The sequence below is a fragment of the Haemophilus sp. SZY H56 genome (genome assembly GCF_054332415.1).
On sequence record NZ_JBTGNX010000014.1, the window covers coordinates 38595 to 62706 of the forward strand.

A 24112-nucleotide genomic window follows, 5' to 3' on the forward strand; every position below is an offset into this window, starting at 1 on the left:
CTTTTTGTTTAAATAAACCGATAACCGTTTTCTGTTACTTCCAAAATGGAGGCATAATCCTTTCGCCAATCGCCTAACACAATTCGCGTGTATGTTTCTTCCTGATGAATGGCTTCTCGATGTGTATGGCCGTGAATTAACCGTTCAACACCAAATTCTTTCAGTGTTTGTGCCGTAAACGCTAAATTCACATCCATGATATCCAGCGACTTATATTGCTTATCCTGTTTACTCTTCGCGCGAATTTTCTCTGCAATTTTTAACCGCACTTTTAGTGGCAAACATAAAAACAGCCTTTGTCGCCAATTTTGATGCACTTTTCGACGAAATTGCTGATATTTCACATCATCAATACATAAGGTATCGCCATGACAAATTAAGGTTTTCACACCATAAAGATCAACACAATGATAGTCAGGCAATAACGTTAAACCACAATCTTGTGCAAATTTTTTCCCGACGAGAAAATCTCGATTGCCATGAATGAAATAACAAACAATGCCCTTTCCTGTCAGGTTTTTAATCAACTGTTTTACTTGTGAGATTAAAGGTGAAGTTTCATCGTCACCAATCCAAAAATCAAAAAGATCCCCCAAAATATAAATCGCTTGGGCTTCTTGTGCCTTGGTTTTCATAAAATCATTAAAAAGTGCGGTTAATTCCGGATGCGTTTCGCTCAAATGAAGATCTGCAATAAAATAAATGGGTTTCATAACTATTCCGTCATTTTTTTCATTAGATTAGCACACATTTTTGTGTAATTTGCTATACTTTCCAAAAATTTTAATTAGGTATTTTCTATGTTAAAAATCGCCAGAATTCTCATCGTTGCACTTTGTTGTATTTTAATTTGTGTGCTCGGTACGATCTATTCCTTTATTCGTTTCAAAAATCCAAGCAATGTGGGCATTGTGGCTCGCTGGTTTGGTCGCTTATACCCTTTATTTGGCTTAGAAGTAGAACACCGTTTTCCACAAAATAAAGAGAATATGCCGCGTTGTATTTATATCGGTAACCACCAAAATAATTTCGATATGGTGACCATCTCTTACATGGTATTACCTCGCACGGTGAGTGTAGGTAAAAAAAGCCTGATTTGGATTCCTTTTTTCGGTATTTTATATTGGGTGACGGGCAATATTTTCTTAGATCGTGAAAATCGTTCTAAAGCACACAGCACGATGACGGAACTTGCTCGTCGTATCAATAAAGACAACCTGTCAATTTGGATGTTCCCTGAAGGCACTCGTAGCCGTGGTCGCGGCTTATTGCCATTCAAAACAGGGGCATTCCATGCAGCAATTGCAGCTGGCGTACCAATTGTCCCCGTTGTGTGTTCAACGACGCATAACAAAATTGATTTAAATCGTTGGGATAACGGTAAAGTGATTTGTGAAATGATGGATCCGATTGATGTATCATCCTACACAAAAGACAATGTTCGCGAACTTGCTACTTACTGCCACGATTTAATGGAAAAACGTATCGCTGAACTCGATGCTGAAGTTGCACAAGGAAAATAATATGTTGCGTCTTTCTCGTCGCCAATTATTAAAAACTACCGCAATTTCAACCGCACTTGTTGCCACTCCTCAATCAGTATTAGCGGCATCCCGCGAAAAATTAACTATTCCCCCGTTGATGGAAGCGAAACGTGGTCGCCCCATTATTCTTAATATGGAAGAAACCGGCTATAAGCTGGATGGCTCCCATAGTGTCAGTGTATGGGGCTTTAACGGCAATTATCTTGGGCCCACAATTCGCATCAAATCGGGTTCCTTTGCAAAACTCAATTATCACAACAATTTGCCACAAAGTATTGCTCTCTCTATTCAGGGATTACAAGCCAGTGGCGAATTATTTGGTGGCGCGGCAAAAGTCCTCAAAAAAGGGGAATCTTGGGCACCAATTATTCCAATAGAGCAACCTGCCGCGACTTGCTGGTATCGCTCTGCCACCCTGGCAAACTCGGCCTATCAAACCTATCGCGGCATTGTGGGAATGTGGTTAATTGAAGATGATCAAAGCCTAAAATCACAACTTCCTCATAAATATGGCGTGGACGATATTCCATTAATCTTACAAGACATGGAATTTAACGGCGACGGATTACAATTATTTAAGCAAAATCAACCGCACTTTGTCGGTAATCGTCTATTCGTTAATGGACAAGAAGCGCCTTATCTTGACGTCCCTCGCGGCTGGGTGCGTTTGCGTTTGCTCAATGCGTCATTAGCAAGAGCCTATGATCTCCGTTTAGATAATGAACAAGACATGTTGCTCATTGCGAGGGATTTAGGTTTTTTACCTCAAGGTAAAACGATTAATTCTCTCATTCTTGCACCGGGTGAACGAGCTGAAGTGTTAGTCAATTTAGATAAAGGTGAAAACATATCTCTCATTTCTGGAGCGAAACGTGGTATTTTCGACAAAATCAAAAATGTCTTCAGTTCGGGAAATGATTTTGCAGATAACACCGTTTTAGAACTTCGCCCACAAGGTCAAATCTCAGCTTTCAGTAAAAAAATGAATGAGCAATTTAATACTGATGCCACGGTTATGCTCGAAAGTAAAATCGCCCAAGAACGCACCTTTGAATTGGATGTCACGAATGGCTTAATCAACAAACAACGCTTTGACCCGCGCCGTGTTGATGTTTCGGCTAAAGTCGGTACTGTCGAACGTTGGATCATCAACAGCTCTCTGCCTGTCGGCTTTACCATTCAAGGCGCTAAATTTGTTATTAAAAGCCAAGATGACGTCAACGTCGATGTGTCGGAGCTTGCCTGGAAAGACACAGTTTGGGTGAAAAAGAAAGTACAAATTTTAGTAAAATTTGAACAAACCTCCTCAAATAGCCATCCTTTCTTATTTGGCGCATCAAATTTGATGTTAGCAGATATGGGTTGCCTTGGTATCATACTTGTTCAATGAGAGAATCAATGGCGTTATTATAATTATTCAAATAGTTATCGTAATACTTGATAATCTGTAATTCAATATTCCGAAGAAATATCTGTGCATAAACAGAAATAAAAAGACGTGTTTAACACGCCTTTTATTCTTGTCATATTTTCAATTCATGTTGAGAATTTGTCAGTGATTGAAGCTTACGCAAAATCATACCAAGCACCACGCCATAAGCGGGTACAAATAAGATAATGCCAACAAATAATTTAAATAAATAATCGACAAATCCAAGGCTAAACCAATGCTCTGCCATGAAAGGATCGCTGCTTTGATAGAACGCTACAGCAAAGAACATAAAAGTATCAGCAAGAGAGCCAAATGTCATTGAGCTACCCGGGGCAATCCACCACGTTTTTAATTGGCGCAAGCGATTGAAAACCAACACATCTAATAATTGTCCGAATACATAAGCACAGAAACTAGCAAGGGCAATACGAAAAACAAACATATTGAATTCACTTAGCGCCTCTAATCCTTGATAGTGCCCATCAGAAAAAATCACAGAAACGATATAACTCACAATAAGAGCAGGGAGCATCACCACAAAAATAATCCAACGAGCTTCTTTCGCCCCAAACACGCGAACAGTTAAATCGGTGGCTAAGAAAATGAATGGGAAGGTAAGAGTGCCCCATGTACTGTGGAATGAAAAATCATCAGCAAAGCCAAGTGCGGTCAATTTTAAATTGATTTCAAAGGGAATTTGAACGAAATAGTTACTGGCAGTGATGATGAAGATGTGAAATAAGCTTAATAAAATTAAAGCAAAACGTTTTTGTTGATCATTGAAGATCAGAGTATTAATTTTCATTTTAAGACCTTTTTAGTTAGTTAATCGGGGGTAGGGAACCCGACACGAGAAATAAACTCGCCAAATTGGCGAGCCGTGAATGATACTAGAATCTGTTTGGATTGCAAGAAAGAGCGGTCAAAAATTTTGGTATTTTTACCTATTCTAGTTAATGCACTTATTATAATGATAAGAATTATTATTTACATGAAAATAATGTTGTACTAAAATCCTCGGGCATTATTTATTCCACATATGCCAGGAGAGCATTTCAATGTATAAATCCAATCATTTAAAAACAACATCATTTTTCGCATTAAGCACATTAACCATCGCCCTTTTTTCAAGTTATTCTTACGCGGAAGAGCAACTTGAGGAAATTAAAGTGACAGCGGAAGATCAGGTAAAACAATCACTTGGTTCTTCTCTTGTGACAGCAAAAGATTTAGAGAAACGCCCTGCGACAAATGATGTTTCTGAAGTATTACGTACTATGCCTGGTGTGAATTTAACGGGGAACTCATCTACAGGACAACGCGGAAATAAACGTCAAATTGATATTCGTGGTATGGGACCAGAAAATACATTGATTTTAGTGGATGGTAAACTAGTCACCTCTCGTAATGCAGAACGTTATGGTGTGCGTGGTGAACGTAACTCTCGTGGCGACAGCAACTGGGTACCAGTTGAAGCCATTGAAAAAATTGAAGTATTACGTGGCCCTTCAGCTGCACGTTATGGCTCAGGTGCAATGGGTGGAGTGGTGAATATTATCACTAAACCTGTTACCAATGATTTACACGGTAGCTTAAGTTATTACACCAACCAACCAGAAGACAGCAAAGAAGGCGCAACGAACCGTGTCGGTTTTAATCTAAGCGGAGCGTTAATTAAAGACATATTGCAATTCCGTTTGTATGGTAACTGGAATAAAACACAAGCAGATGAAGTCGGTATTAATGGCGATCCGGCGATTGCTGGTCGTGAAGGGGTTCGTAATAAAGATATTAATGGCCGTTTAGTGTGGAATATCAATGAGAAAAATAAACTAACCCTAGATTCAGGTTTCAGTCGTCAAGGCAATATTTATAACGGTGATACACAAAATAGCTCAGCAGGGCTTTACAATAATAAAAACTATCCTGAAACCAAAACATTGGCAGGAAGCAAAGCTGAAACCGCTCGCTTATATCGTCAGAACTATGCTTTAACCTATGAAGGTAAATTCGATCATTTCGATAATAAAACCTATATTACTTTTGATAAAACTAAAAATAGCCGTTTACCAGAATATTTAGCGGGAGGTCCAGAGGGCAGTTATTCTAGTACATCTGCTTTTAGTGATTCTATCCTTAAAAATACGCGTTTTAGTTCTGAATTCTATCTCCCATTTACCTTGGGCGTAGATCATATGCTGACAGTTGGTTTTGAAGGTACACATAGCAGTTTAGATGATGACGCTTCTATGACACAGTTACTTGGTGGACGACGAGACAAAAAAACAGGGAAGGTGCTTTATGATTTGAAAGAACGCCTACCAAGCGGTATCTCAAATGTACGAGGAGGTCATAGTAGTCAAACTGAATGGGCTGTATTTATTGAAGATAATATTTCAGCAACCCAATCTACTATCCTAACGCCCTCTTTACGTTATGATTACAACAGTTATTCTGGTTCTAATGTAAGCGGTGGATTAAACTTCTTACAAAGCCTCAACGATGATTGGAGAATTAAAGGTGGGATTGCAAGAGCTTATAAAGCACCGAACCTTTATCAAACTAATCCAAATTACTTGCTATTTACCTTAGGTCAAGGTTGTCCAACGAATGTACCAAATAATAAAACTTGTTATTTCCAAGGTAATAGCGACATTAAACCGGAAACCAGCTGGAATAAAGAAATCGGAATTGAATATGATAAAAACGGACTTCTTGCTTCTGTGGCTTACTTCCGTAATGATTATCGTAATAAAATCGTATCTGATGGTGAATTTATCGGTTTACACAAAACGATACAACAAACATAGAGTGGAATGGTCAGGACATGGGCTTTGTAACAAATGCTAAAGCTAATGTATATCATTCTGTGATTAATCGTAAAGAACCAAGTGAGAATTCGAAAACACGCTTAATTGCGAATGGGGCAAATTTAAATTTAGAAAGCGCAGTGGGTCAGTCTCATCTTATTAAATACGGTGTGAATTATCGTGATCAAGAGGGTAAACCTAATTCGCTAACCGTACAAAACGGTGTTCAAATGAAAACTCAAAAGAAACGTGATGTCGGTGTTTATACAGAAGGTATTTGGGGTTTAGGTGCTTTTACTTTAACAACCGGATTACGTTACGATCACTTTGATTTCCGAGCAATGAATGGCAAAAAATCTCATAAGGGAAGCGTAAACCCAAGCGTTGGTTTAATTTATGAAGTAAATAATGATCTAAGCTTTAATGCGAGCTTAAACTATGCAACACGTAGTCCACGTTTCCATGAAGTGATGCTATCTTCAGGTGAAACGCGAGGTCGCTCAGCGGTTTACTCCATAGCATCAAATATTAAACCGGAGAAATCCCGTAATACAGAAGTGGGCTTCAATTACAAACTTGCCGATAATTTCTCCTTAAATGGAAGCTATTTTTGGCAAACGGTAAAAGATACACATGCATTTACACAAGTAAGCCCGGGTTTTTATGAAATCCAAAATGCAGGCAAGCTAAGAAACCACGGATATGAAGTCGGTGCAGCCTACAAATATGAAGGTTTAACATTACGTGCAGGCGTGGCTTATAGTAAACCTGAGTTAGATGGCAGAACAGTAGATAGTACCGTGACAGCTATTCCAATTGGACGTACTTGGACAACAGGTGTATCTTATCGCTTCACTCAGCCTGATATTGAAATTGGCTGGAAGGGTCGTTTCGTACAGCATACCAGTTATGACTCAACAACGAATAACCGTGGCGGTGGTGCAACAACCACTAAACGCCCAGGATATGGGGTAAGTGATTTCTATATAACATGGAAACCAGCTGAAAATATTAATGTGAACCTTGCTTTAGATAATGCGTTTAACAAATATTATCGAAGCCATAGCCAACGTGCAGGCGTATCAACATTGCCTGAACCAGGTCGAGATATTCGTCTAAATGTCAATTATACGTTTTAACTAAAATTAAAAGGCCTGACAACGATATAATATTGTTGTCAGGCCTTAACTCAATATCTCAGTTTCTAGAAACTGGTCATATGTAAAGTTAGTGTTCTCTTAATGTAATTTCAATCTTGGTTTTAAATAGTGATTAAGTTTATCCACTAAAATAATCAAGCCAATCTTAATACATCCATGCAAAGCATGTTGGTGCATACGATATAAAGACACATACGCAAACTGTGCAAATTTACCTTGAACAGTTAGTGGGTTTTTCCCAAATTTATTTGAAATGCTACCCAATGCGGTAAAGCTTGAAAGAGAAACCAAGGTGCCTTTATCGTTGTATTTGAATGCTTTTAATGGTTTTTGCTCAAAAAGTGCAAAGATATTTTTTGCACAAGCTTTTGCCATTTGGTGTGCAGCCTGTGCTCTTGGCGGGACTAATTTACCGTTTGATTGCATTAATGCCGCACAGTCACCAATGGCAAAAATACTGTCATCCACCGTAGTTTGAAGGGTATCTTTTACCACTAACTGATTGATGCGGTTAAGCTCTAATCCATCAAATTGCTGTGTCACGGTTGAGGTGCGAACACCCGCCGCCCAAACAATCAGGTCAGCTTTAATTTCTTCGCCATCTTTGGTAATAAGTGTATTTGGTTGGGCTTCTGTGATCATCGTATTTAATTTCACGTTTGTCCCCATTTCTTGCAATTCATCTAATACCGCTGCAGATAAATTTTCAGGTAGAGCCGGTAATAAGCGAGGACCTGCTTCAACTAAGGTGACTTGCAAGCAAGAATTATCAATTTTGCCGTAACCATAAGAAGATAAGTCTTCAGTGGCATGATAAAGCTCTGCGGTTAATTCCACACCAGTTGCACCGCCGCCAACAATCGCAATATTGACTTTGCTCTCATCGACCAATTTCTGTTTAAATTCTTCTTCACCAATATCGTCTAATGCACGGTTTTCTGAAAATTTAAGGAATAATTCCAACATTCTTTGTTGGAAGCGAAGTGCTTGATCAGAGCTATCTAAGAAAATACAGTTATCAGCGACGCCTTTTGTATTAAAATCATTCGATTTACTACCGATCGCAATCACTAAGTAATCATAAGGAATACGACGCGCAACCACGAGCATATCGCCTTCTTGCCCATAAACAGGGGCAAGTTCAACATATTTTTGCTCACGATTAATACGCGTGATTGAGCCTTGCTCAAAGCTGAAATGGTGGTTTTTCCCGTGTGCGCGATAGCTCAGAGAATCCGTGCCATCATCCATCACACCTGTGGCAATTTCATGTAATAAGGGTTTCCATAAGTGGGTCGCATTGCGATCCACAAGCGTTACTTTAGCCTGTTTTTTGCGACCTAATTTGTCGCCTAAAAATGTCGCTAATTCAATGCCGCCAGCACCACCGCCAACGATCACGACGTTTTTCATAAAGCTCTCCTAAAAGCAAAATTGTTAAAAATGTTAAACTGATGTAATGATAGCATAACAAATAAACAAGACGAAAAAATTTAATAGAAATAACCGCACTTTATTGATGGCAGCGTTCGTAAAGTGGTTGTAATTGTTGAATGGTTTTTGTGATAAATGAAACGGGATCAATTTGATAAAGCTCAGCTTTTTCAATGCTTTTCCCAATGCACCAAAAATCCTCATCTGAACGCAAGAGAAGATCTTTTTCAGAAATGCGCTTCACTTGGCGAAAATCATCATATTCGCTTTCATCTTCTCGCCAAATATCAAAATCAGCAAATTGTTTGAAATCAAATTGATCAAGCCACTGGTTATATTGTTGCAGATTAATTTGTGAGCGATCTGCACGATAGCAATGCCAATCTAAACATACTCTTAGTCGGCGACGATTTAATAACACTGAAAAAATGGCTGCAGAATTTTGATTAAACTCGTATTTAAAATAAGCAAAGAAATGCGCGCGTACCTGCCAGCCATTAGTCCAACTTTCAATATGCGGTTTCGCAAAAGGTGTGCCAAGCTGCTTTGCGACTTCTTGAATAATCGCTTTCCAGTTATCCCAATGTAATTTGTAATCCGCTTTAATCGCCGGAATATCTTCCGGACAGAATTTTTTCATTTGGGCAAATTGATAGAAAGGAATATTGAACAATTCACAAGATTCAGCCGTAAGCGAGAGCATAGTGTTTCCTTAAAAATTACTGTAATTTTTGACCGCACTTTGTGTGAAGAACTGTTTGTCTTCCCAACGCAACATAGTCATTCGATTATTCCATACACAACCGGTATCCAAGGCATAGATACCTTCCGGAGTCGGTTCATCGACTAAACTTGCCCAATGCCCAAAGACAATGGGAATTTGTTTATAAAGTGGGTTATCTAAATTAAACCAAGGTGTGAGTTCCGCAGGCGCATCTTTTAGAGGGGATTTGCAGGCAAAATCAAATCGATGATCGAAATAGCAAAAACGCATGCGAGTAAAAGCATTAATAATGTAACGATGACGCGCTAAGCCTTGTAAATCAGGCGACCAGCGATCAGGCTGTTCAGAATACATATTTTCAATGAGATAATGAAAATCGCCGTGCTGTAAAATCTGTTCAACTTCATCTGCACAAGATTTTGCCGTTTTCAAATCCCAATCAGGCGAAATACCGGCATGTGCCATCAGGAAGTTTAATTCTTCATTATACACAAGTAATGGCTGATGGCGTAACCAATGAATCAGCTCATCAAAATCGGGTGCATTAAAAATAGCATCAACACGATCACGCAGTTTCACTTTTTTAATACCCAGTGCAGTCGCAATTAAATGTAAATCGTGATTCCCCAGTACGGTTTGCGCTGCATTACCAAGTGATTTTACGAAGCGAAGACATTCAAGTGATTTATCCCCACGCGCGACAAGATCCCCCACAAGATAAAGTTTATCTTGCGTAGGATTGAAGCTCACACGTTCTAATAAAAGCTGTAATTCATCATAACAGCCTTGCAAATCACCAACGAAATAGGTTGCCATTTTTGACCGCCCTTTTTACTCTTCTGAATCTAAGATTTCGTCTTTATTAATATCAGCTGGTGGATTATCTGCCAACCAGTTCGCTAAGCGCGCATAATCTGCGATAGCCAAATTTTCTGCGCGTGCATTTAAATCAATACCAAGTGCGGTCAGATTTTCAAGTGAAAATAGTGTTGAAAGTGCATTGCGTAATGTTTTTCGACGTTGATTAAACGCTTGGGAGCAAACACGGTTCAACCAATATAAATCTTTCACTGGGTGTGGCAATTCTTTATGCGGAATTAAACGCACAACGGCTGAATCCACTTTCGGTGCAGGTTTGAAGGCCGAAGGTGGTACTTCAAGCACAGGCATCACTTGACAGAAGTATTGCGCCATAATAGTTAAACGACCGTAAGCTTTGCTATTTGGCCCAGCACATAAGCGTTTTACCACTTCTTTTTGTAACATGAAGTGCATGTCTTGAATCACATCATAATACTTAAATAAGTGGAACATCAATGGGGTAGAAATGTTGTAAGGCAAGTTACCAAATACACGTAATTTTTGCCCTTTTTCCGCTAAATTTTCTTTCGTATAAAGCGCACCAAAATCAAATTGCATCGCATCCGTTTCAATAACGGTGAGTTTTTGATGTAAAAATGGATGATGACGTAAACGTTCTGCAAGGTCTCGGTCAAGCTCTACTACAGTCAGATGGTCGACAAGTTCACCAACAGGCTCTGTTAATGCACCAAGTCCCGGACCAATCTCCACTAAGAATTGATTAGGTTGTGGGTAAATCGCCGCCACGATACCTTGAATCACAGAAGTATCATGTAAAAAGTTTTGACCAAAGCGTTTGCGGGCTGTATGGCCTAAATGTTTCTTTGAGTTCATAAAGATAGTCTAATAAATAATAAAGCTTGTGGTTTTATATCTTTAAATATCTAACCACTCTGGTTTTATTTCTCTCGGGGAGAGCTCATTCACATTATCGTTGTAATGCAGAATATGGCACACATTCTTGGAGTTGGGATGCCAATGTATAAAATTGTCTTTGTCTCGCGAATAAATACAAATCATCGCTTTATTTAACCCTGAAGCAATATGAACGGTGGATGTATCAACCGAAATAAGTAGAGCACAGTTTCTAATCAACTCAATTGTATGATAGATCGTTGTGTGAGGATTTGGATAAACAAACACATCATTAAATTGATTAGCGATTCTACTTAAATGCTCATAAGTATCAGGCGTTGAAAGTAAGACTAACTGATGTTTATGAGAGTCTCTAATATATGTTAAATAATCTCTAATGTGAGCATCATCAAACTTTCTATTTTTGCCATTTCCATAGAAGTTAATGGCAATAAAGTTATTTAACTTGTTGTCCGTAATAAACTGGAGAATTTCTTCTTTAATTAAGTCATCTTGCGGAATATCATAGCTATCATCACTTAAATTAATATTTGATTTAGCTAAAGCTTCTTTGTAAATTTCTGAAAAATGACCGTCTTTAGTAATATTTATATTAAAAATATTATAATCTGCTTTTCTATAGCCGATATAATTACGGGCATTGAGTATTCTCAATAACAACAAGTCTCGATTTCTAATGATGAGGGTTGGCTCAATAACAACATCATATCTTTCTTTTCTGATTAATAGTCCCTTTTTGATATAGTCTAAAATATTTCTTTTTTTTACAGTATAAATTTCATCAATATTTTTATTTTTTTGAAATAGATACGCGTTTTTTTTCGTACAGATAACACCAATTTTTATCAATGGATTAAATTTCTTTATCTCTCGAAAAACAAAAGAGCTCACGATATAGTCGCCAATTTTCCCATCCTGTCGCAAAAATAAGAAACTCTTAGGATGTTCTAAACTTTGGGGATTATTTACTCTCGATGATTTATCGAGTATCCATTTACCTATTTTTAACCTTAGGGCTTTTAACTTATTCATATCGCTCTTCAACTTGATTTATTTCAGAATCAATACTCAACCCTCTAAATACACAAGGTGGTTCGATTCCATAGGCATTCATTTTGTTTTTTTGAATAAGTCCTGTTAAGTAGTCTGAAGGCATTCGTACAGGATAAGCATAGTTAAGCAATTTTGAAGCCCCCAAATGTGTAATTAAATATGCAGCAGTACAGGTAATAAACCGCTTAGAATTTTTCGAAGGAGACTTATAATGTACAAGTCGATAGCCTTCATAAAGTTTTTTCTTACAAAGATGTGATTTGGCTTTTCCATGATCTAAAAAGATCAAATCATATTTTTTTCCAACTTTATTTAACGCATCCTGAACAATTTCCTCAAAATAATGTGAAACTATAGCATCATCTTCAAGAACAATAGCACTTTCAATATTGTTTTCTATAATATATTCATAAACATTAATATGGCTCATTGCGCAACCAATTTCACCGAGGTTAATGGCTTAGGTGATAAATAGTGTTTTGGATAGAAATCATAATCGACAGATTCTAATACAGAAGCGGATAGTTTTTTCCCATCTGTTGCATCAAAAAAACTGAAGTCCAACCCCAAACCGGAAAGGCGTTTAGCAATATTTTCTCTTCTTTTTGAATGTTTTAAACTAATTACAATTATTTTAGGTATAGCCATAAATAGCCCTTAGTTGAAGTCATTTGTTTACATATAATTTTATCAAACCATCATAAAATTGCTTTAGCTATTTTCAAAATAGCGCTGTTATCCTTTTAGAAAGGAAGGTGGCATAAGACTCAAACACCTTATCTTTTCTCTGTATTTTGTATGCTAAATGAAATTTTCTATCTGATCCAGCTTTGAAACATTATATATAATTGAATTATTAAAAAAAGAATGAGGATTTCAACAAAATACCATTTTAATCTTTCGTCTAACACCAAAAACGGCTATAATCCGCCCGTTTTTCATTTATAACCCGCAAAAAGTGCGGTCAACAAAATCATAATTTTAGAGGATAAAATGGCAAAAGAAGATTGCATTGAAATGCAAGGCACAATTTTGGAAACCTTACCAAATACCATGTTCCGCGTTGAGTTAGAAAATGGCCACGTAGTGACTGCACATATTTCTGGCAAAATGCGTAAAAACTATATTCGTATCTTAACGGGCGATAAAGTAACAGTAGAAATGACCCCTTATGACTTAAGCAAAGGTCGTATCATTTTCCGTAGCCGTTAATTTAGAAATAAAAGAAAAGCCGATATGTTAATATCGGCTTTTTTTGTTTGAAAAGCATACAAATTATTTGAAGTCTAGAAAAAAATCTGTATAATCAGCGCCCTAGCCACGTTCATTTTTTCGTTCCTTGCCTTTGCAGATTGGTGGCTAATCTACGTCAAAGGCTGATTAACCCGTAAGGAGCAGTAATGCGTCACTACGAAATCGTGTTTATGGTTCATCCGGACCAAAGCGAGCAAGTACCAGGTATGATCGAACGTTACACAGGTTCTGTTAAAGAAGCTGGTGGTCAAGTTCATCGCCTAGAAGATTGGGGTCGTCGTCAATTAGCGTACCCAATTAACAAATTACACAAAGCACACTATGTGCTTATGAATGTAGAAGCGCCTCAACAAGTCATCGACGAGCTAGAAACGACTTTCCGTTATAACGATGCTGTATTACGCAGTCTTGTTATCCATACTAAGCACGCCGTAACCGAAGCGTCCCCAATGAAAGCGGCTAAAGAAGAACGTAAACCTTTAGCTGAAGTTGAAAACAACGATTTTGAGGATGCTGAAGAGTAATTCAAAACTTGATAATCGCTTCTCGTTAATCGGCACAGTGTGTCAATTACCCAAGCGAAGCAAAAGCCCTAACGGGATTGCGCATTGCCAATTTTGGCTAGAACATCGTTCCGAACAAGTCGAAAGTGGTTTATCACGCCAAGCGTGGTTAAAGATGCCAGTTCAAGTCAGTGGCAATCAGTTAATAGAAAAAACTCAAAGCATTACGGTCGGCAGTAAACTTCTTGTGGTGGGGTTTATTACTTCACATAAAACCTCAAATGGTTTAACGCAATTAGTATTGCATGCCGAGCAAATCGAATTTATAGATTAGGAGACAGCCAAATGGCACGTTATTTCCGTCGTCGTAAGTTCTGCCGTTTCACAGCGGAAAATGTTGTTGAAATCGATTACAAAGATATCGCTACATTAAAGAACTACATTTCTGAAAGCGGCAAAATTGTACCAAGCCGCATTACCGGTACTCGTGCGAAGTACCAACGCCAATTAGCACGCGCAATCAAACGCGCTCGTTATTTAGCGTTATTACCTTACTCTGATTCTCATCACAATTAAGAAGGAGTTAGGAAATGCAAGTAATTCTTTTAGATAAAATCGTTCACCTAGGTAACGTAGGTGATCAAGTTAATGTTAAATCTGGTTTCGCTCGTAACTTCTTAATCCCACAAGGTAAAGCAGTTATGGCAACTAAAGCTAACATTGAACACTTTGAAGCACGTCGTGCAGAGTTAGAAGCAGCGGCAGCAGCAAGTCTTGCAGCAGCTCAAGCTCGCGCAGCACAAGTGACTGCATTAGGTTCTGTCACTATCGCATCTAAAGCAGGTGATGAAGGCCGTTTATTCGGCGCAATCACTACTCGTGATGTAGCAGAAGCAGTAACTGCAGCTGGTGTTGAAATTGCGAAAAGCGAAGTTCGTTTACCAAACGGTCCAATCCGTACTCTTGGTGATCACGATGTTCGTTTCCAACTTCACGGCGAAGTATTTGCAACATTAGATGTTATCGTTGTTGCAGAATAATTATCAAAGTTTTTGATAAAAGAAAACCCGACGTTATGTCGGGTTTTTTGTTTTTCTGAATTAAGAAAATATTTTAGTGATTCTTTGAGAATAAAAAAGTGCGATCAAATCAAAATGACCGCACTTTTATTTCTTCACTTTAGTACTTTAAAATTACAAACCTAATACGGCAAATAACACCCAAACAGTGTAAATGGTTGCGAGGCCGTAGAAGATAAATCCGCCTGCTGGCACGTGAATTTTAAGATCGTGCATCGCGTGATGGATACGGTGTAAACCACACCACATAGGAAAAATCGTTAAAACTAAGATAACTAATTTTCCGATCCAAGAATAAGCGAATGTAATTAGATTATGTGGATCAATTAATCCGAATGGTAACAATAAACCAAGGATTAAGATTACCACAGGGAAGAAAATCGCACTGACAGTCCCGCCAGCACCAAACATCAACCATACTGGTGGTTCACCAGAGCGTTTTGGATTTTGTTCGACCATTTTTTCTCTCCCTACATATAAACTAAAATTAATGCGACAACACTAACCACAGCTGTCACTGCCCAAAGTGCATTTCTTAACACGTGATGTGGTAAACGCTCATTTTTAACAATGATGTTCATCACTTTTGGGGTCATTACGAAATAAGTTGCAGTGTGATATAAGGTTGCAATTAATGTGATGATATTTAAGAACACCACAATTGGATTTCTTAAGAAGCCAATGAAATCAACAATACCTAAGCCAGGTACAGGATTGCTTGCAAGGCAAAGTACACCATAAAGCAATACAATGCAGAACCATACGGCAAAGATAGAGGTAGCTTCGCGCACCATATATGCTTTGTAGAAATCCAATTTTTGCCACCAAGTAGCCGTCATTGGGCGAACATATTTTTTGCGTTTACTTACTGTTACTGACATATTCTTCCCCTTAGCCTTTTGGTTTTAGCATTGAGATAACATAATCTTTGGCACTTTCCACTTTGCCTTGGTTGATTGCTGAAGCTGGATCCACGTGTTTTGGACACACTTCAGAACAATAACCCACGAAAGTACAGCTCCAAACACCGTTTTTACCATTTAATAATGGCATACGTTGTGCTTTACCATGGTCACGGTTATCAAGGTTGTAACGGTGCGCCATTGTAATCGCTGCAGGGCCTAAGAATTCAGGGTTTAAACCAAATTGCGGACAAGCCGCATAGCATAAACCACAGTTAATACACATTGAGAATTGACGATATTTCTCAAGCTGTGCTGGAGTTTGTTTCGTACGGCTTACTTGCAATTCTTTCGATGGATGTGGTTTACCATCTAATGCTGGCGCTTCGTTGCCAATAATATAAGGTTTAATTGCCTCTAAACTTTCGATAAAGTGACTTAAATCAACCACTAAGTCGCGTTCAATAGGGAAGTTTGCCAATGGTTCAATACGCATGTGGCCGCTGTAATCACGTAAGAACGTTTTACAAGCCAATTTTGGTTTGTTATTGACCATCATCCCACAAGAACCGCAGATCGCCATACGGCAAGACCAACGATAAGAAAGAGACGGCTCAAGTTTATCTTTAATGTAACCTAACGCATCTAAAAGAGAGGTTTGGTTATCATAAGGTACTTGATAAGAGCTTAAATGTGGCTCTTGATCGTTTTCTGGGTTGTAGCGTAATACTTCTACAGTCATTACCGGTGAATTAGCCATTTGCTTGCTCCTTAGCTTTCGCAGCCGCTTCTGCCGCTTCTGCTTCAGCACCATAAACACGTTTTGCTGGTTGAGATTTGGTGATTTTTACCGGGCTGTATTCAATACGCGGTGCATCATCGCCATTGTAGTAAGCAAGGGTGTGTTGTAAATAATTCACATCATCACGTTCAGTGTAGTCTAAGCGTTGGTGTGCACCACGAGACTCTTTACGTTCAATTGCAGAGTTGGCAATAGATTGTGCCACATCAAGGATGTAACCTAATTCTACAGTGTAAAGCACATCGGTATTGAATACGCTTGAACGGTCTGCAACACGGATACGTTTATAACGTTCTTTAAGCTCAGCAATTTTATCTACTGCTTTTTGCATGCTTTCTTGGTCACGGTAGATACCACAACCTTCTTCCATTACGGTACCCATTTCGTCACGGATTTCAGACCAAGATTCATTACCTTCTTGGTTGTAAAGTGCTTCAAGGCGAGCCACAACATCTTGAGCTTGCGCATCAACTGCTGCACGGTTTGCCGGTTGTGCTTCCGCTGCACGTTGTGCGGCATATTCACCTGCAACACGGCCTAAAACCACTAATTCTGCAAGCGAGTTAGAACCTAAACGGTTTGCACCATGTAAACCAGAAGACGCACATTCACCCACAGCAAATAAACCTTTAATGCGAGTTTCGCTGTTGTAATCTACTTCAATACCACCCATGGTGTAGTGAACAACAGGACGTACAGGGATTGGTTCATTAACTGGGTTTACACCTTCATAAGCACTGGCTAATTCACAAATGAATGGAAGACGTTCATGTAAGTATTTTTCCCCTAAGTGGCGTAAGTCAAGATGAACCACATCGACACCTTTTGCTGTTTTTAAGGTGTTGCCTTTTTTCCATTCTTGCCAAAACGCTTGTGAAACTTTATCACGTGGACCAAGTTCCATATATTTGTTTTCAGGCTTACCGATTGGCGTTTCAGGGCCTAGACCATAATCTTGTAAATAACGGTAGCCGTTTTTATTCACTAAGATACCGCCTTCACCACGACAACCTTCAGTCATTAAGATACCAGTATTTGGTAAACCAGTTGGATGGTATTGGACGAATTCCATATCACGAAGTGGAACACCGTGACGATATGCCATTGATAAGCCATCACCTGTTACGATACCGCCGTTGGTGTTAAATTTAAATGCACGACAGCCACCGCCTGTTGCAATCACAACCGCATTTGCGTTGATTTGAACAAGTGTACCTTCCATCATATTCATCGCAACCATACCACGAGCATGACCATCATCAACTAAGATGTCTAAAACGAAGTGCTCGTCAAAGCGTTGAATTTGTGGATATTGAATGGATGTTTGGAAAAGAGTATGTAATAAGTGGAAACCGGTTTTATCTGCTGCGAACCAAGTACGTTCGATTTTCATCCCACCGAAACGACGCACGTTTACATCACCATCGGCTTTACGGCTCCAAGGGCAGCCCCAACGTTCAAGTTGAGTCATTTCCACCGGAGAATGTTCAACGAAATATTCCACCACATCTTGTTCACATAACCAGTCACCACCGGCAACGGTATCGTGGAAGTGTTTATCGTAGGAATCTTCCTCTTTAATTACTGCGGCCGCACCACCTTCTGCAGCAACCGTATGGCTACGCATAGGATAAACTTTAGAAACTAATGCGATCTTTAAGTTAGGGTTTGCTTCTGCTGCTGCAATTGCTGCACGTAAACCGCCGCCACCGGCACCAACAATAGCAATATCGACATTAACCGTTTGCACGATATCCTCCAATTAAAAGTAAAAAAATGAAACGCCCTAATAAAAGCAATAGGGAACATACTACCATTCTGCCATTTTTGTTTACAAATTAGTAACCTTTTTTCCTGAATAAACGGATAAAATACTAAAAGTGTGATCTAACTCAAAAAAGTTAGTTTTTATATATTTTGGGATGATAACTGTTTTCGTTTATAAACCATTCAATTGGATTATTGAGTTAAAAATCGCTCTTGTTTACAATAATATCATTCCTCTTAGTGCCAAAAATGGAGAAAAAAATGACCGCACTTAGCGATAAACAAACACTATGGCAACCTTCTGCTCCAATAAAAAATTTACTGGCTCGTGCAAAAATTATTGCTGATATTCGCGAGTTCTTTACTGATCGTGGATTATTAGAGGTAGAAACACCTGTTTTAAGCGAATTTGGCGTAACCGATCTCCATCTTTCCACCTTTAATACCGAATTTATTGCACCTTTTGGCGAATTATCAAAAACACTCTGGCTTTCCACTAGTCCGGAATATCACATGAAACGTTTACTGGCTGCTGGCAGTGGGCCAATTTTTCAAATTAGTAAAGTATTCCGTAATGAGGAGGCTGGCAATCGGCATAATCCAGAATTTACCATGCTTGAATGGTATAGACCGTACTTTGATATGTATCGTCTGATGAATGAAGTGGATGATTTATTACAACAAATTCTTGATTGTAAACCCGCAGAAACCTTAAGTTATCAGTTCGTATTTCAAGAATATGTAGGATTAGACCCACTTTCTGCAACTCGTCAAGAATTAGTTGAAGCAGCTCGTAAACACCATTTCATGGCAGATGAAAATGAAGACAGGGACACATTATTACAATTTTTATTCAGCGAAGTGGTAGAACCTAACATCGGGCAAGAAGCACCTGTTGCTGTATATCATTTTCCCTCTTCACAAGCTGCACTTGCACAACTTAGTCCAGAAGATAGTCGTGTGGCAGAACGCTTTGAGTTTTATTATAAAGGATTAGAATTAGCAAATGGTTTTCACGAGTTAACTGATGCCCGTGAACAACAACACCGCTTTGAGCAAGATAACCGCCTACGCGAAAAAGCAGGCTTACCACAACATGAAATCGATCATCGCTTCCTGGCGGCATTACAAGCAGGGATTCCCAATACATCAGGCGTGGCTTTAGGTGTCGATCGTTTAATTATGATTGCATTAGGTGCTAAAAGTATTAAAGAGGTGATTTCATTTTCAGTGGAGTGCGCTTAACGCTATCAAATACCCATTATTTCTTCGACACTTAGGCGATTATAAAGAATAAATAAAACAAGAAATCGATCTGGCCGAATATTTAAAATGTCAGCAAGTCAATTTGGGATTGATTAAAAAACAAACTTTATTGTTTGAAAAATGTGATCTTGATCAGATTTTAGTAAATTGGTGTAGATCCTCCCATTGACACCATAACTTTATTTTGTAATATTTGTGGCGTCTATTTCGGAGATTGAACTTTTTATGAAAAATTGCTTCAATCAAAAATCGTAGAGCATAACCCAAAGGAATAACAATTATGAAAAAGACACTAGCAGCATTAATTGTTTCTGCATTTGCCGCTTCAGCAGCAAACGCAGCAGTAGTTTACGACAACGAAGGTACTAAAGTTGAATTAAATGGTTCTCTTCGTTTAATCATGGAAAAGGCGGATAAAAAACAGTACAACGCCGCTGGTCAATCAACTAAAAAAGCTAACTCTGCTTTACGTAATGCAGGCTCACGTTTCGGCATCACTGTAAAACATAACTTAGATAACGATTTCTATGCATTAGGTCGTTTAGAATTCCGTTTTGATGATACAGATTCTCGTGACAAATTTGGTAGACTTTACGCTAAACGTGCCTATGTAGGTTTAGGTAGTAAAGCGACTGGCGATATCACATTTGGTCGTCAATTAACTATCGCAGATGATTTAAGCCAAGCAGTTGATTATGAATATGGTTTAATTCCAAAAGAAGAATATATTCCAACTGCGGGTACTGGTGTAGTTCGTTATGACTATAAAGGTATTGAAGGTTTGCAATTAAGTGCAAACTATAACTTTGGTCAAAAAAATAATGAAAAAGGCAAACCGCTTGATCCAGGTATCAAAAATGCTTATGCTGTAGGTGCGTTATACACAGTGGGTGATTTAGATGCGCGTTTCGCTTATGGCCACACTAGCTTTGAAACTGATGCGTCATATAAACACCGTTTAGATGGTTTTTTAGCATCATTAGGTTATAAATTTGGCGACTTCACATTAACTGGTGACTTTGGTTATGCTCATGAAAAAGAAAATGATGCAAAAACCAATAAATTCTACGTATCTCCAGGCTTTGCATATCAAGTAACTCCAGCATCTCAAGTATATGGTAACTACCTATATGAACGTGTGAAAGGTGAAACTACTAAAGATAAAACTCACGGTTTCTTACTTGGTGCAGACTACAAACTTCATAAACAAGTCGTAGTGTTCTTAGAAGGTAAATACGTAACAACTAAATCTTACACTAATGATACTTATACTGGTAAAGTTAAAGACAGAGCTATCGGTGTAGGTATGCGTGTATACTTCTAATCTTTGATTAGAAAGAAATCTTAAAAGGCGAATCGAAAGGTTCGCCTTTTTATTTATCTTTTTAAATCTCCCCAAACCCTCTTTACAAAAGAGGGGCTTTTTTATGAGTTACTTTTAATATTTTAGGGAGTATTTGAGAGAGCTAAGAACGGAAAGCATTTATTTGCCAATAAAATACCCCCCCCCTCTTTCGCAAAGAGGGGGCTAGGGGGAGATTAACTACTTCAACTTATCCAAAATCAGTTCTCCCATCATTTCAATATGGGCTTTTTCTGCATTCAACGCAGGGATATAGTGATAAGACACACCACCATGATTTAAGAATGTTTCTTTATTTTCAACCTCAATTTCTTCTAAGGTTTCTAAGCAATCCACCGAGAAGCCAGGGCAAATCACCACGATTTTTTGAATCCCTTGAGAAGCAGCTTCTTCCAAGAAATGATCGGTATAAGGTTGTAACCATTCTTCACGACCAAAACGAGATTGGAACGTCATATTCCATTGGTTTTCGGTTAAACCGAGCTTATCCACAATCGCAATCGTAGTTTGTTTGCAATGCTGACGATAATAATCCCCCATATTCTCATAACGCAATGGAATGCCATGATAAGAAAAAAGCAAAAATTCATCCGATTTTAACCGCACTTTGATAGAATCCACCAACGCATTAATGTAGTTTTTATCAAGATGATAAGAATGAATAAACTCAAAAGGCATAATATCGCGTTCTTGTGCAATCGCACGATTGAATGCATCGATTAATGCACCTGTTGTGGTGCTGGAATATTGTGGATAAAGTGGTAGTACAATCATGCGTTCTACATCATTTTTGAGTAAATTTTTGACCGCACTTTGCATCGAAGGATTGCCGTAAGTCATGGCAATTTCGACTTGTGCATTGATGCCTTGTTCAGTCAAATAAGCTTGTAAACCTGTTTGTTGTTGCTTTGTAATAGCGAGCAGCGGAGAGCCTTGAGCGGTCCAAATAGCTTGATAATTTTGTGCAATACGTTTAGAACGCATCGGTAAAATAATAGTTTTTAAAAGGGGATACCATTTCCAACGGGGTAAATCGACCACTCGAGGATCTGTGAGAAATTCCCATAAATAACGTGAAATTGCTTTGGCGTTAGGTTCATCCGGCGTACCAAGATTGGCTAAGATAACACCGATTTTTTGAGTTTTATTCATAAATGTTTAATAGAAAGCGTTAATCGAGAAACGCAACAAAGTTTATCTTGTTCATCACGAATGTCAATTTGCCATACATGGATATTTTTACTTAAACTAATAGGGATTGCCTTAGCAATCACAAAACCTTGTTTTACTGAATGGAGGTGATTCGCATTAATGTCTAAGCCGACAACTATTTGTCCCTCTTCTACACAGAGAAATCCTGCCAGAGATCCAATAGTTTCGGCCAAGGCAACAGATATGCCCCCATGTAGCAAACCAAAAGGCTGTATTGTGCGATGATCTACAGGCATTTTGGCCTCAATCCAGTTTTCTCCAACCGCATAAACCTCAATACCTAAATGTTCTATAGCACAGTTTTTACTCATTTCATTAAGTTGATTGAGTGTGAATGTCTTTTTCCAGATCGCCATGTAGGTTATTCCTTAGATAGGCTGATTAATTTTTGAGTTTTTTATCTTTTAAGATAATTCAATGCGGTTTATTTGCTAGAGTGCAAGTCAGCATTATAACGAAAATCTACTTTGTATGTTGAAATTTATGCTGAAAACGATCAATCCTCCCCTTTTTCATATAGACAATTCCAATTACATCAATTTATAGCTTTCTTCCTCACTTTTAGGCAAAATAGGAGAAAATTTAAGTAAGTAAAAAAAGGATTATTACAATGATTAAACATTACGATTATATTGCGATTGGTGGCGGTTCTGGCGGGATTGCCTCAATTAACCGTGCAGCAAGCTACGGTAAAAAATGTGCCATTATCGAAGCAAAACACCTCGGTGGCACTTGTGTGAACGTAGGTTGTGTACCGAAAAAAGTGATGTTTTATGGCGCACAAATTGCAGAAGCCATTAACAGCTATGCACCCGCTTATGGTTTTGATGTCGAAGTGAAAAACTTTGATTACGCGAAATTAGTTGAGAGTCGTCAAGCTTATATCGGTCGTATTCATACCTCTTACAATAATGTATTAGCAAAAAATAATGTGGATGTTCTAAATGGTTTTGCTCGCTTTAAAGATGCGAAAACGATTGAAGTAAGCTATGCAGATGGTTCAACAGAATTAGTGACAGCGGATCATATTTTAATTGCTACAGGTGGTCGTCCAAGTATTCCTGCGGTAAAAGGTGCAGAATACGGGATTGATTCAAATGGTGTATTTGCTTTAAATGAATTACCAAAACGTGTTGCAGTGGTTGGTGCGGGTTATATTGCTGTTGAATTAGCGGGTGTTTTAAATAGCTTAGGCAGCGAAACCCATTTATTTGTGCGCCAACACGCCCCATTGCGTCATCAGGATCCATTAATTGTAGAGACATTAGTTGAAGTGTTAGCACAAGATGGTATTCAATTACATACCAAAGCGTTGCCTGAAGAAGTCGTAAAAAATGCCGATGGTTCACTTACCTTGAAATTACAAGATGGTCGTGAAACCACGGTAGATACGTTAATTTGGGCGATAGGTCGCGAACCGGCAACGGATGTGATTAATCTTGAAGTAACGGACGTGAAAACCAATTCTCGTGGACAAATTATTGTCGATAAATATCAAAATACAAACGTGCCTGGTATTTATGCTGTGGGAGATATTATCGAAGGTGGTATTGAATTAACACCCGTTGCCGTAGCAGCAGGTCGTCGCTTATCTGAGCGTTTATTCAATAACAAACCAAATGAGCATTTGGATTACAATCTTGTACCAACCGTTGTGTTCAGCCATCCGCCAATTGGTGCGGTGGGTTTAACTGAACCGCAAGCGATTGAGCAATATGGTGAAGAAAATGTGAAAGTGTATAAATCCTCTTTCACGGCAATGTACACCGCTGTCACTGAACATCGCCAACCTTGCCGAATGAAGTTAGTTTGTGTTGGCAAAGAAGAGAAAATTGTGGGCTTACACGGTATTGGTTTTGGTGTGGATGAAATGATTCAAGGTTTTGCTGTGGCAATCAAAATGGGCGCAACGAAAGCAGACTTTGATAATACCGTAGCGATTCACCCAACAGGTTCTGAAGAATTTGTGACAATGCGTTAATTACAGATAAAAAAAGTGCGGTCAAAATGATCTGCACCCCAAAAGTTGGACTCAACAAACCAACAATTGAGGTGCAGATTTTTTATGGG

24 protein-coding genes and 2 pseudogenes are annotated in these 24112 nt (G+C 38.6%); 12 read left to right on the plus strand and 14 right to left on the minus strand.

Annotated features, from left to right (window positions below):
* Window positions 1-8 precede the first annotated feature (8 nt).
* Window positions 9-713, minus strand: a complete 705-nt coding sequence (lpxH, locus tag ACXVWP_RS09845; protein WP_297569100.1) for a UDP-2,3-diacylglucosamine diphosphatase — start codon at window positions 711-713, stop codon at window positions 9-11.
* A gap of 87 nt (window positions 714-800) precedes the next feature.
* Here lpxH and ACXVWP_RS09850 point away from each other — a divergent pair, with 87 nt between their 5' ends.
* Together ACXVWP_RS09850 and ACXVWP_RS09855 are read left to right on the plus strand one after the other, a co-directional pair.
* Window positions 801-1523 (plus strand): 1-acylglycerol-3-phosphate O-acyltransferase, encoded by a 723-nt coding sequence (locus tag ACXVWP_RS09850; protein ID WP_289901622.1) that lies wholly within the window; start codon window positions 801-803, stop codon window positions 1521-1523.
* Between the two features lies 1 nt (window position 1524).
* Entirely contained in the window at window positions 1525-2934 is a 1410-nt protein-coding gene (locus tag ACXVWP_RS09855) for a multicopper oxidase domain-containing protein (protein ID WP_289901623.1), read from the plus strand.
* Window positions 2935-3067: 133 nt separating this feature from the next.
* On the opposite strand, the gene ACXVWP_RS09860 is transcribed toward ACXVWP_RS09855, so the two are convergent.
* Window positions 3068-3781, minus strand: a complete 714-nt coding sequence (locus ACXVWP_RS09860; RefSeq protein ID WP_289901624.1) for a 7-cyano-7-deazaguanine/7-aminomethyl-7-deazaguanine transporter — start codon at window positions 3779-3781, stop codon at window positions 3068-3070.
* 253 nt (window positions 3782-4034) lie between these two features.
* Between ACXVWP_RS09860 and ACXVWP_RS09865 the strand changes: the two genes are divergently transcribed.
* Both ACXVWP_RS09865 and ACXVWP_RS09870 read left to right on the plus strand, forming a co-directional pair.
* Window positions 4035-5786, plus strand: a complete 1752-nt coding sequence (locus ACXVWP_RS09865; RefSeq protein ID WP_297569107.1) for a FepA family TonB-dependent siderophore receptor — start codon at window positions 4035-4037, stop codon at window positions 5784-5786.
* Window positions 5753-6925, plus strand: a pseudogene (locus tag ACXVWP_RS09870) (TonB-dependent receptor domain-containing protein); the annotation flags it as partial. The gene ACXVWP_RS09865 and the pseudogene ACXVWP_RS09870, both read left to right, overlap by 34 nt.
* 99 nt (window positions 6926-7024) lie before the next feature.
* Here ACXVWP_RS09870 and ACXVWP_RS09875 read toward each other — a convergent pair.
* The 6 genes and pseudogenes from ACXVWP_RS09875 to ACXVWP_RS09900 all read right to left on the minus strand — a co-directional run bounded on the left by ACXVWP_RS09875 (window position 7025) and on the right by ACXVWP_RS09900 (window position 12542).
* Window positions 7025-8359, minus strand: coding sequence for an NAD(P)/FAD-dependent oxidoreductase (locus tag ACXVWP_RS09875; RefSeq protein ID WP_297569110.1), 1335 nt, complete (start codon window positions 8357-8359; stop codon window positions 7025-7027).
* A 100-nt stretch (window positions 8360-8459) separates the two neighbouring features.
* A complete protein-coding gene (locus tag ACXVWP_RS09880) occupies window positions 8460-9083 on the minus strand; it encodes a glucose-6-phosphate 1-dehydrogenase family protein (RefSeq protein ID WP_297569113.1) in 624 nt (207 codons plus the stop codon).
* 9 nt (window positions 9084-9092) lie between these two features.
* On the minus strand, window positions 9093-9920 hold the full coding sequence (gene apaH, locus ACXVWP_RS09885; protein ID WP_289901629.1) for a bis(5'-nucleosyl)-tetraphosphatase (symmetrical) ApaH: 828 nt from the start codon (window positions 9918-9920) through the stop codon (window positions 9093-9095).
* A gap of 15 nt (window positions 9921-9935) precedes the next feature.
* The gene (gene rsmA / locus ACXVWP_RS09890) at window positions 9936-10799 is read right to left on the minus strand and encodes a 16S rRNA (adenine(1518)-N(6)/adenine(1519)-N(6))-dimethyltransferase RsmA (protein ID WP_297569117.1); all 864 of its coding nucleotides are present in this window, start codon (window positions 10797-10799) and stop codon (window positions 9936-9938) included.
* Between the two features lie 42 nt (window positions 10800-10841).
* The gene (locus ACXVWP_RS09895; RefSeq protein ID WP_297569119.1) at window positions 10842-11873 is read right to left on the minus strand and encodes a glycosyltransferase family 9 protein; all 1032 of its coding nucleotides are present in this window, start codon (window positions 11871-11873) and stop codon (window positions 10842-10844) included.
* Window positions 11866-12542 (minus strand): annotated as a pseudogene (locus tag ACXVWP_RS09900) (glycosyltransferase family 25 protein). Before ACXVWP_RS09900 ends, ACXVWP_RS09895 begins: the two are co-directional and overlap by 8 nt.
* A gap of 345 nt (window positions 12543-12887) precedes the next feature.
* Here ACXVWP_RS09900 and infA point away from each other — a divergent pair.
* The 5 genes from infA to rplI all read left to right on the plus strand — a co-directional run bounded on the left by infA (window position 12888) and on the right by rplI (window position 14691).
* Window positions 12888-13106 carry a translation initiation factor IF-1 gene (gene infA / locus ACXVWP_RS09905; RefSeq protein WP_005627617.1) on the plus strand — a complete coding sequence of 73 codons (219 nt, stop codon included), beginning with the start codon at window positions 12888-12890 and terminating at the stop codon, window positions 13104-13106.
* A 188-nt stretch (window positions 13107-13294) separates the two neighbouring features.
* Window positions 13295-13672, plus strand: coding sequence for a 30S ribosomal protein S6 (rpsF, locus tag ACXVWP_RS09910; RefSeq protein ID WP_005627620.1), 378 nt, complete (start codon window positions 13295-13297; stop codon window positions 13670-13672).
* Window positions 13659-13985: a primosomal replication protein N gene (priB, locus tag ACXVWP_RS09915; protein ID WP_005627623.1), complete on the plus strand. Its 327-nt coding sequence runs from the start codon at window positions 13659-13661 to the stop codon at window positions 13983-13985. Before rpsF ends, priB begins: the two co-directional genes overlap by 14 nt.
* Before the next feature lie 11 nt (window positions 13986-13996).
* Complete coding sequence (rpsR, locus tag ACXVWP_RS09920; protein ID WP_005696867.1) at window positions 13997-14227, plus strand: 30S ribosomal protein S18; 231 nt, start codon at window positions 13997-13999, stop codon at window positions 14225-14227.
* A 14-nt stretch (window positions 14228-14241) separates the two neighbouring features.
* Complete coding sequence (rplI, locus tag ACXVWP_RS09925; protein ID WP_014064775.1) at window positions 14242-14691, plus strand: 50S ribosomal protein L9; 450 nt, start codon at window positions 14242-14244, stop codon at window positions 14689-14691.
* A gap of 153 nt (window positions 14692-14844) precedes the next feature.
* On the opposite strand, the gene frdD is transcribed toward rplI, so the two are convergent.
* From frdD to frdA, 4 genes are read right to left on the minus strand one after another with little or no spacing between them, the layout of a single operon-like run.
* Window positions 14845-15189: a fumarate reductase subunit FrdD gene (gene frdD / locus ACXVWP_RS09930; protein ID WP_014064788.1), complete on the minus strand. Its 345-nt coding sequence runs from the start codon at window positions 15187-15189 to the stop codon at window positions 14845-14847.
* Window positions 15190-15200: 11 nt separating this feature from the next.
* Window positions 15201-15611 carry a fumarate reductase subunit FrdC gene (frdC, locus tag ACXVWP_RS09935; RefSeq protein WP_204697728.1) on the minus strand — a complete coding sequence of 137 codons (411 nt, stop codon included), beginning with the start codon at window positions 15609-15611 and terminating at the stop codon, window positions 15201-15203.
* A gap of 10 nt (window positions 15612-15621) precedes the next feature.
* The gene (locus tag ACXVWP_RS09940) at window positions 15622-16392 is read right to left on the minus strand and encodes a succinate dehydrogenase/fumarate reductase iron-sulfur subunit (RefSeq protein ID WP_005696861.1); all 771 of its coding nucleotides are present in this window, start codon (window positions 16390-16392) and stop codon (window positions 15622-15624) included.
* Window positions 16385-18184 (minus strand): fumarate reductase (quinol) flavoprotein subunit, encoded by a 1800-nt coding sequence (gene frdA / locus ACXVWP_RS09945; RefSeq protein WP_289901633.1) that lies wholly within the window; start codon window positions 18182-18184, stop codon window positions 16385-16387. The genes ACXVWP_RS09940 and frdA overlap by 8 nt, the downstream gene beginning before the upstream one ends.
* Before the next feature lie 278 nt (window positions 18185-18462).
* Between frdA and epmA the strand changes: the two genes are divergently transcribed.
* Both epmA and ACXVWP_RS09955 read left to right on the plus strand, forming a co-directional pair.
* Window positions 18463-19446 (plus strand): elongation factor P--(R)-beta-lysine ligase, encoded by a 984-nt coding sequence (gene epmA, locus ACXVWP_RS09950; protein ID WP_297569128.1) that lies wholly within the window; start codon window positions 18463-18465, stop codon window positions 19444-19446.
* A gap of 301 nt (window positions 19447-19747) precedes the next feature.
* Entirely contained in the window at window positions 19748-20791 is a 1044-nt protein-coding gene (locus tag ACXVWP_RS09955; RefSeq protein WP_289901635.1) for a porin, read from the plus strand.
* Window positions 20792-21010: 219 nt separating this feature from the next.
* Here the strand turns inward: ACXVWP_RS09955 and hemH are convergent, their stop codons facing one another.
* Together hemH and ACXVWP_RS09965 are read right to left on the minus strand one after the other, a co-directional pair.
* On the minus strand, window positions 21011-21982 hold the full coding sequence (gene hemH, locus ACXVWP_RS09960) for a ferrochelatase (RefSeq protein WP_329506410.1): 972 nt from the start codon (window positions 21980-21982) through the stop codon (window positions 21011-21013).
* Complete coding sequence (locus ACXVWP_RS09965) at window positions 21979-22398, minus strand: hotdog fold thioesterase (RefSeq protein ID WP_049356160.1); 420 nt, start codon at window positions 22396-22398, stop codon at window positions 21979-21981. Before ACXVWP_RS09965 ends, hemH begins: the two co-directional genes overlap by 4 nt.
* A 254-nt stretch (window positions 22399-22652) precedes the next feature.
* On the opposite strand from ACXVWP_RS09965, the gene gorA reads away from it, so the two are divergent.
* A complete protein-coding gene (gene gorA, locus ACXVWP_RS09970) occupies window positions 22653-24023 on the plus strand; it encodes a glutathione-disulfide reductase (RefSeq protein WP_289901637.1) in 1371 nt (456 codons plus the stop codon).
* Window positions 24024-24112 lie beyond the last annotated feature (89 nt).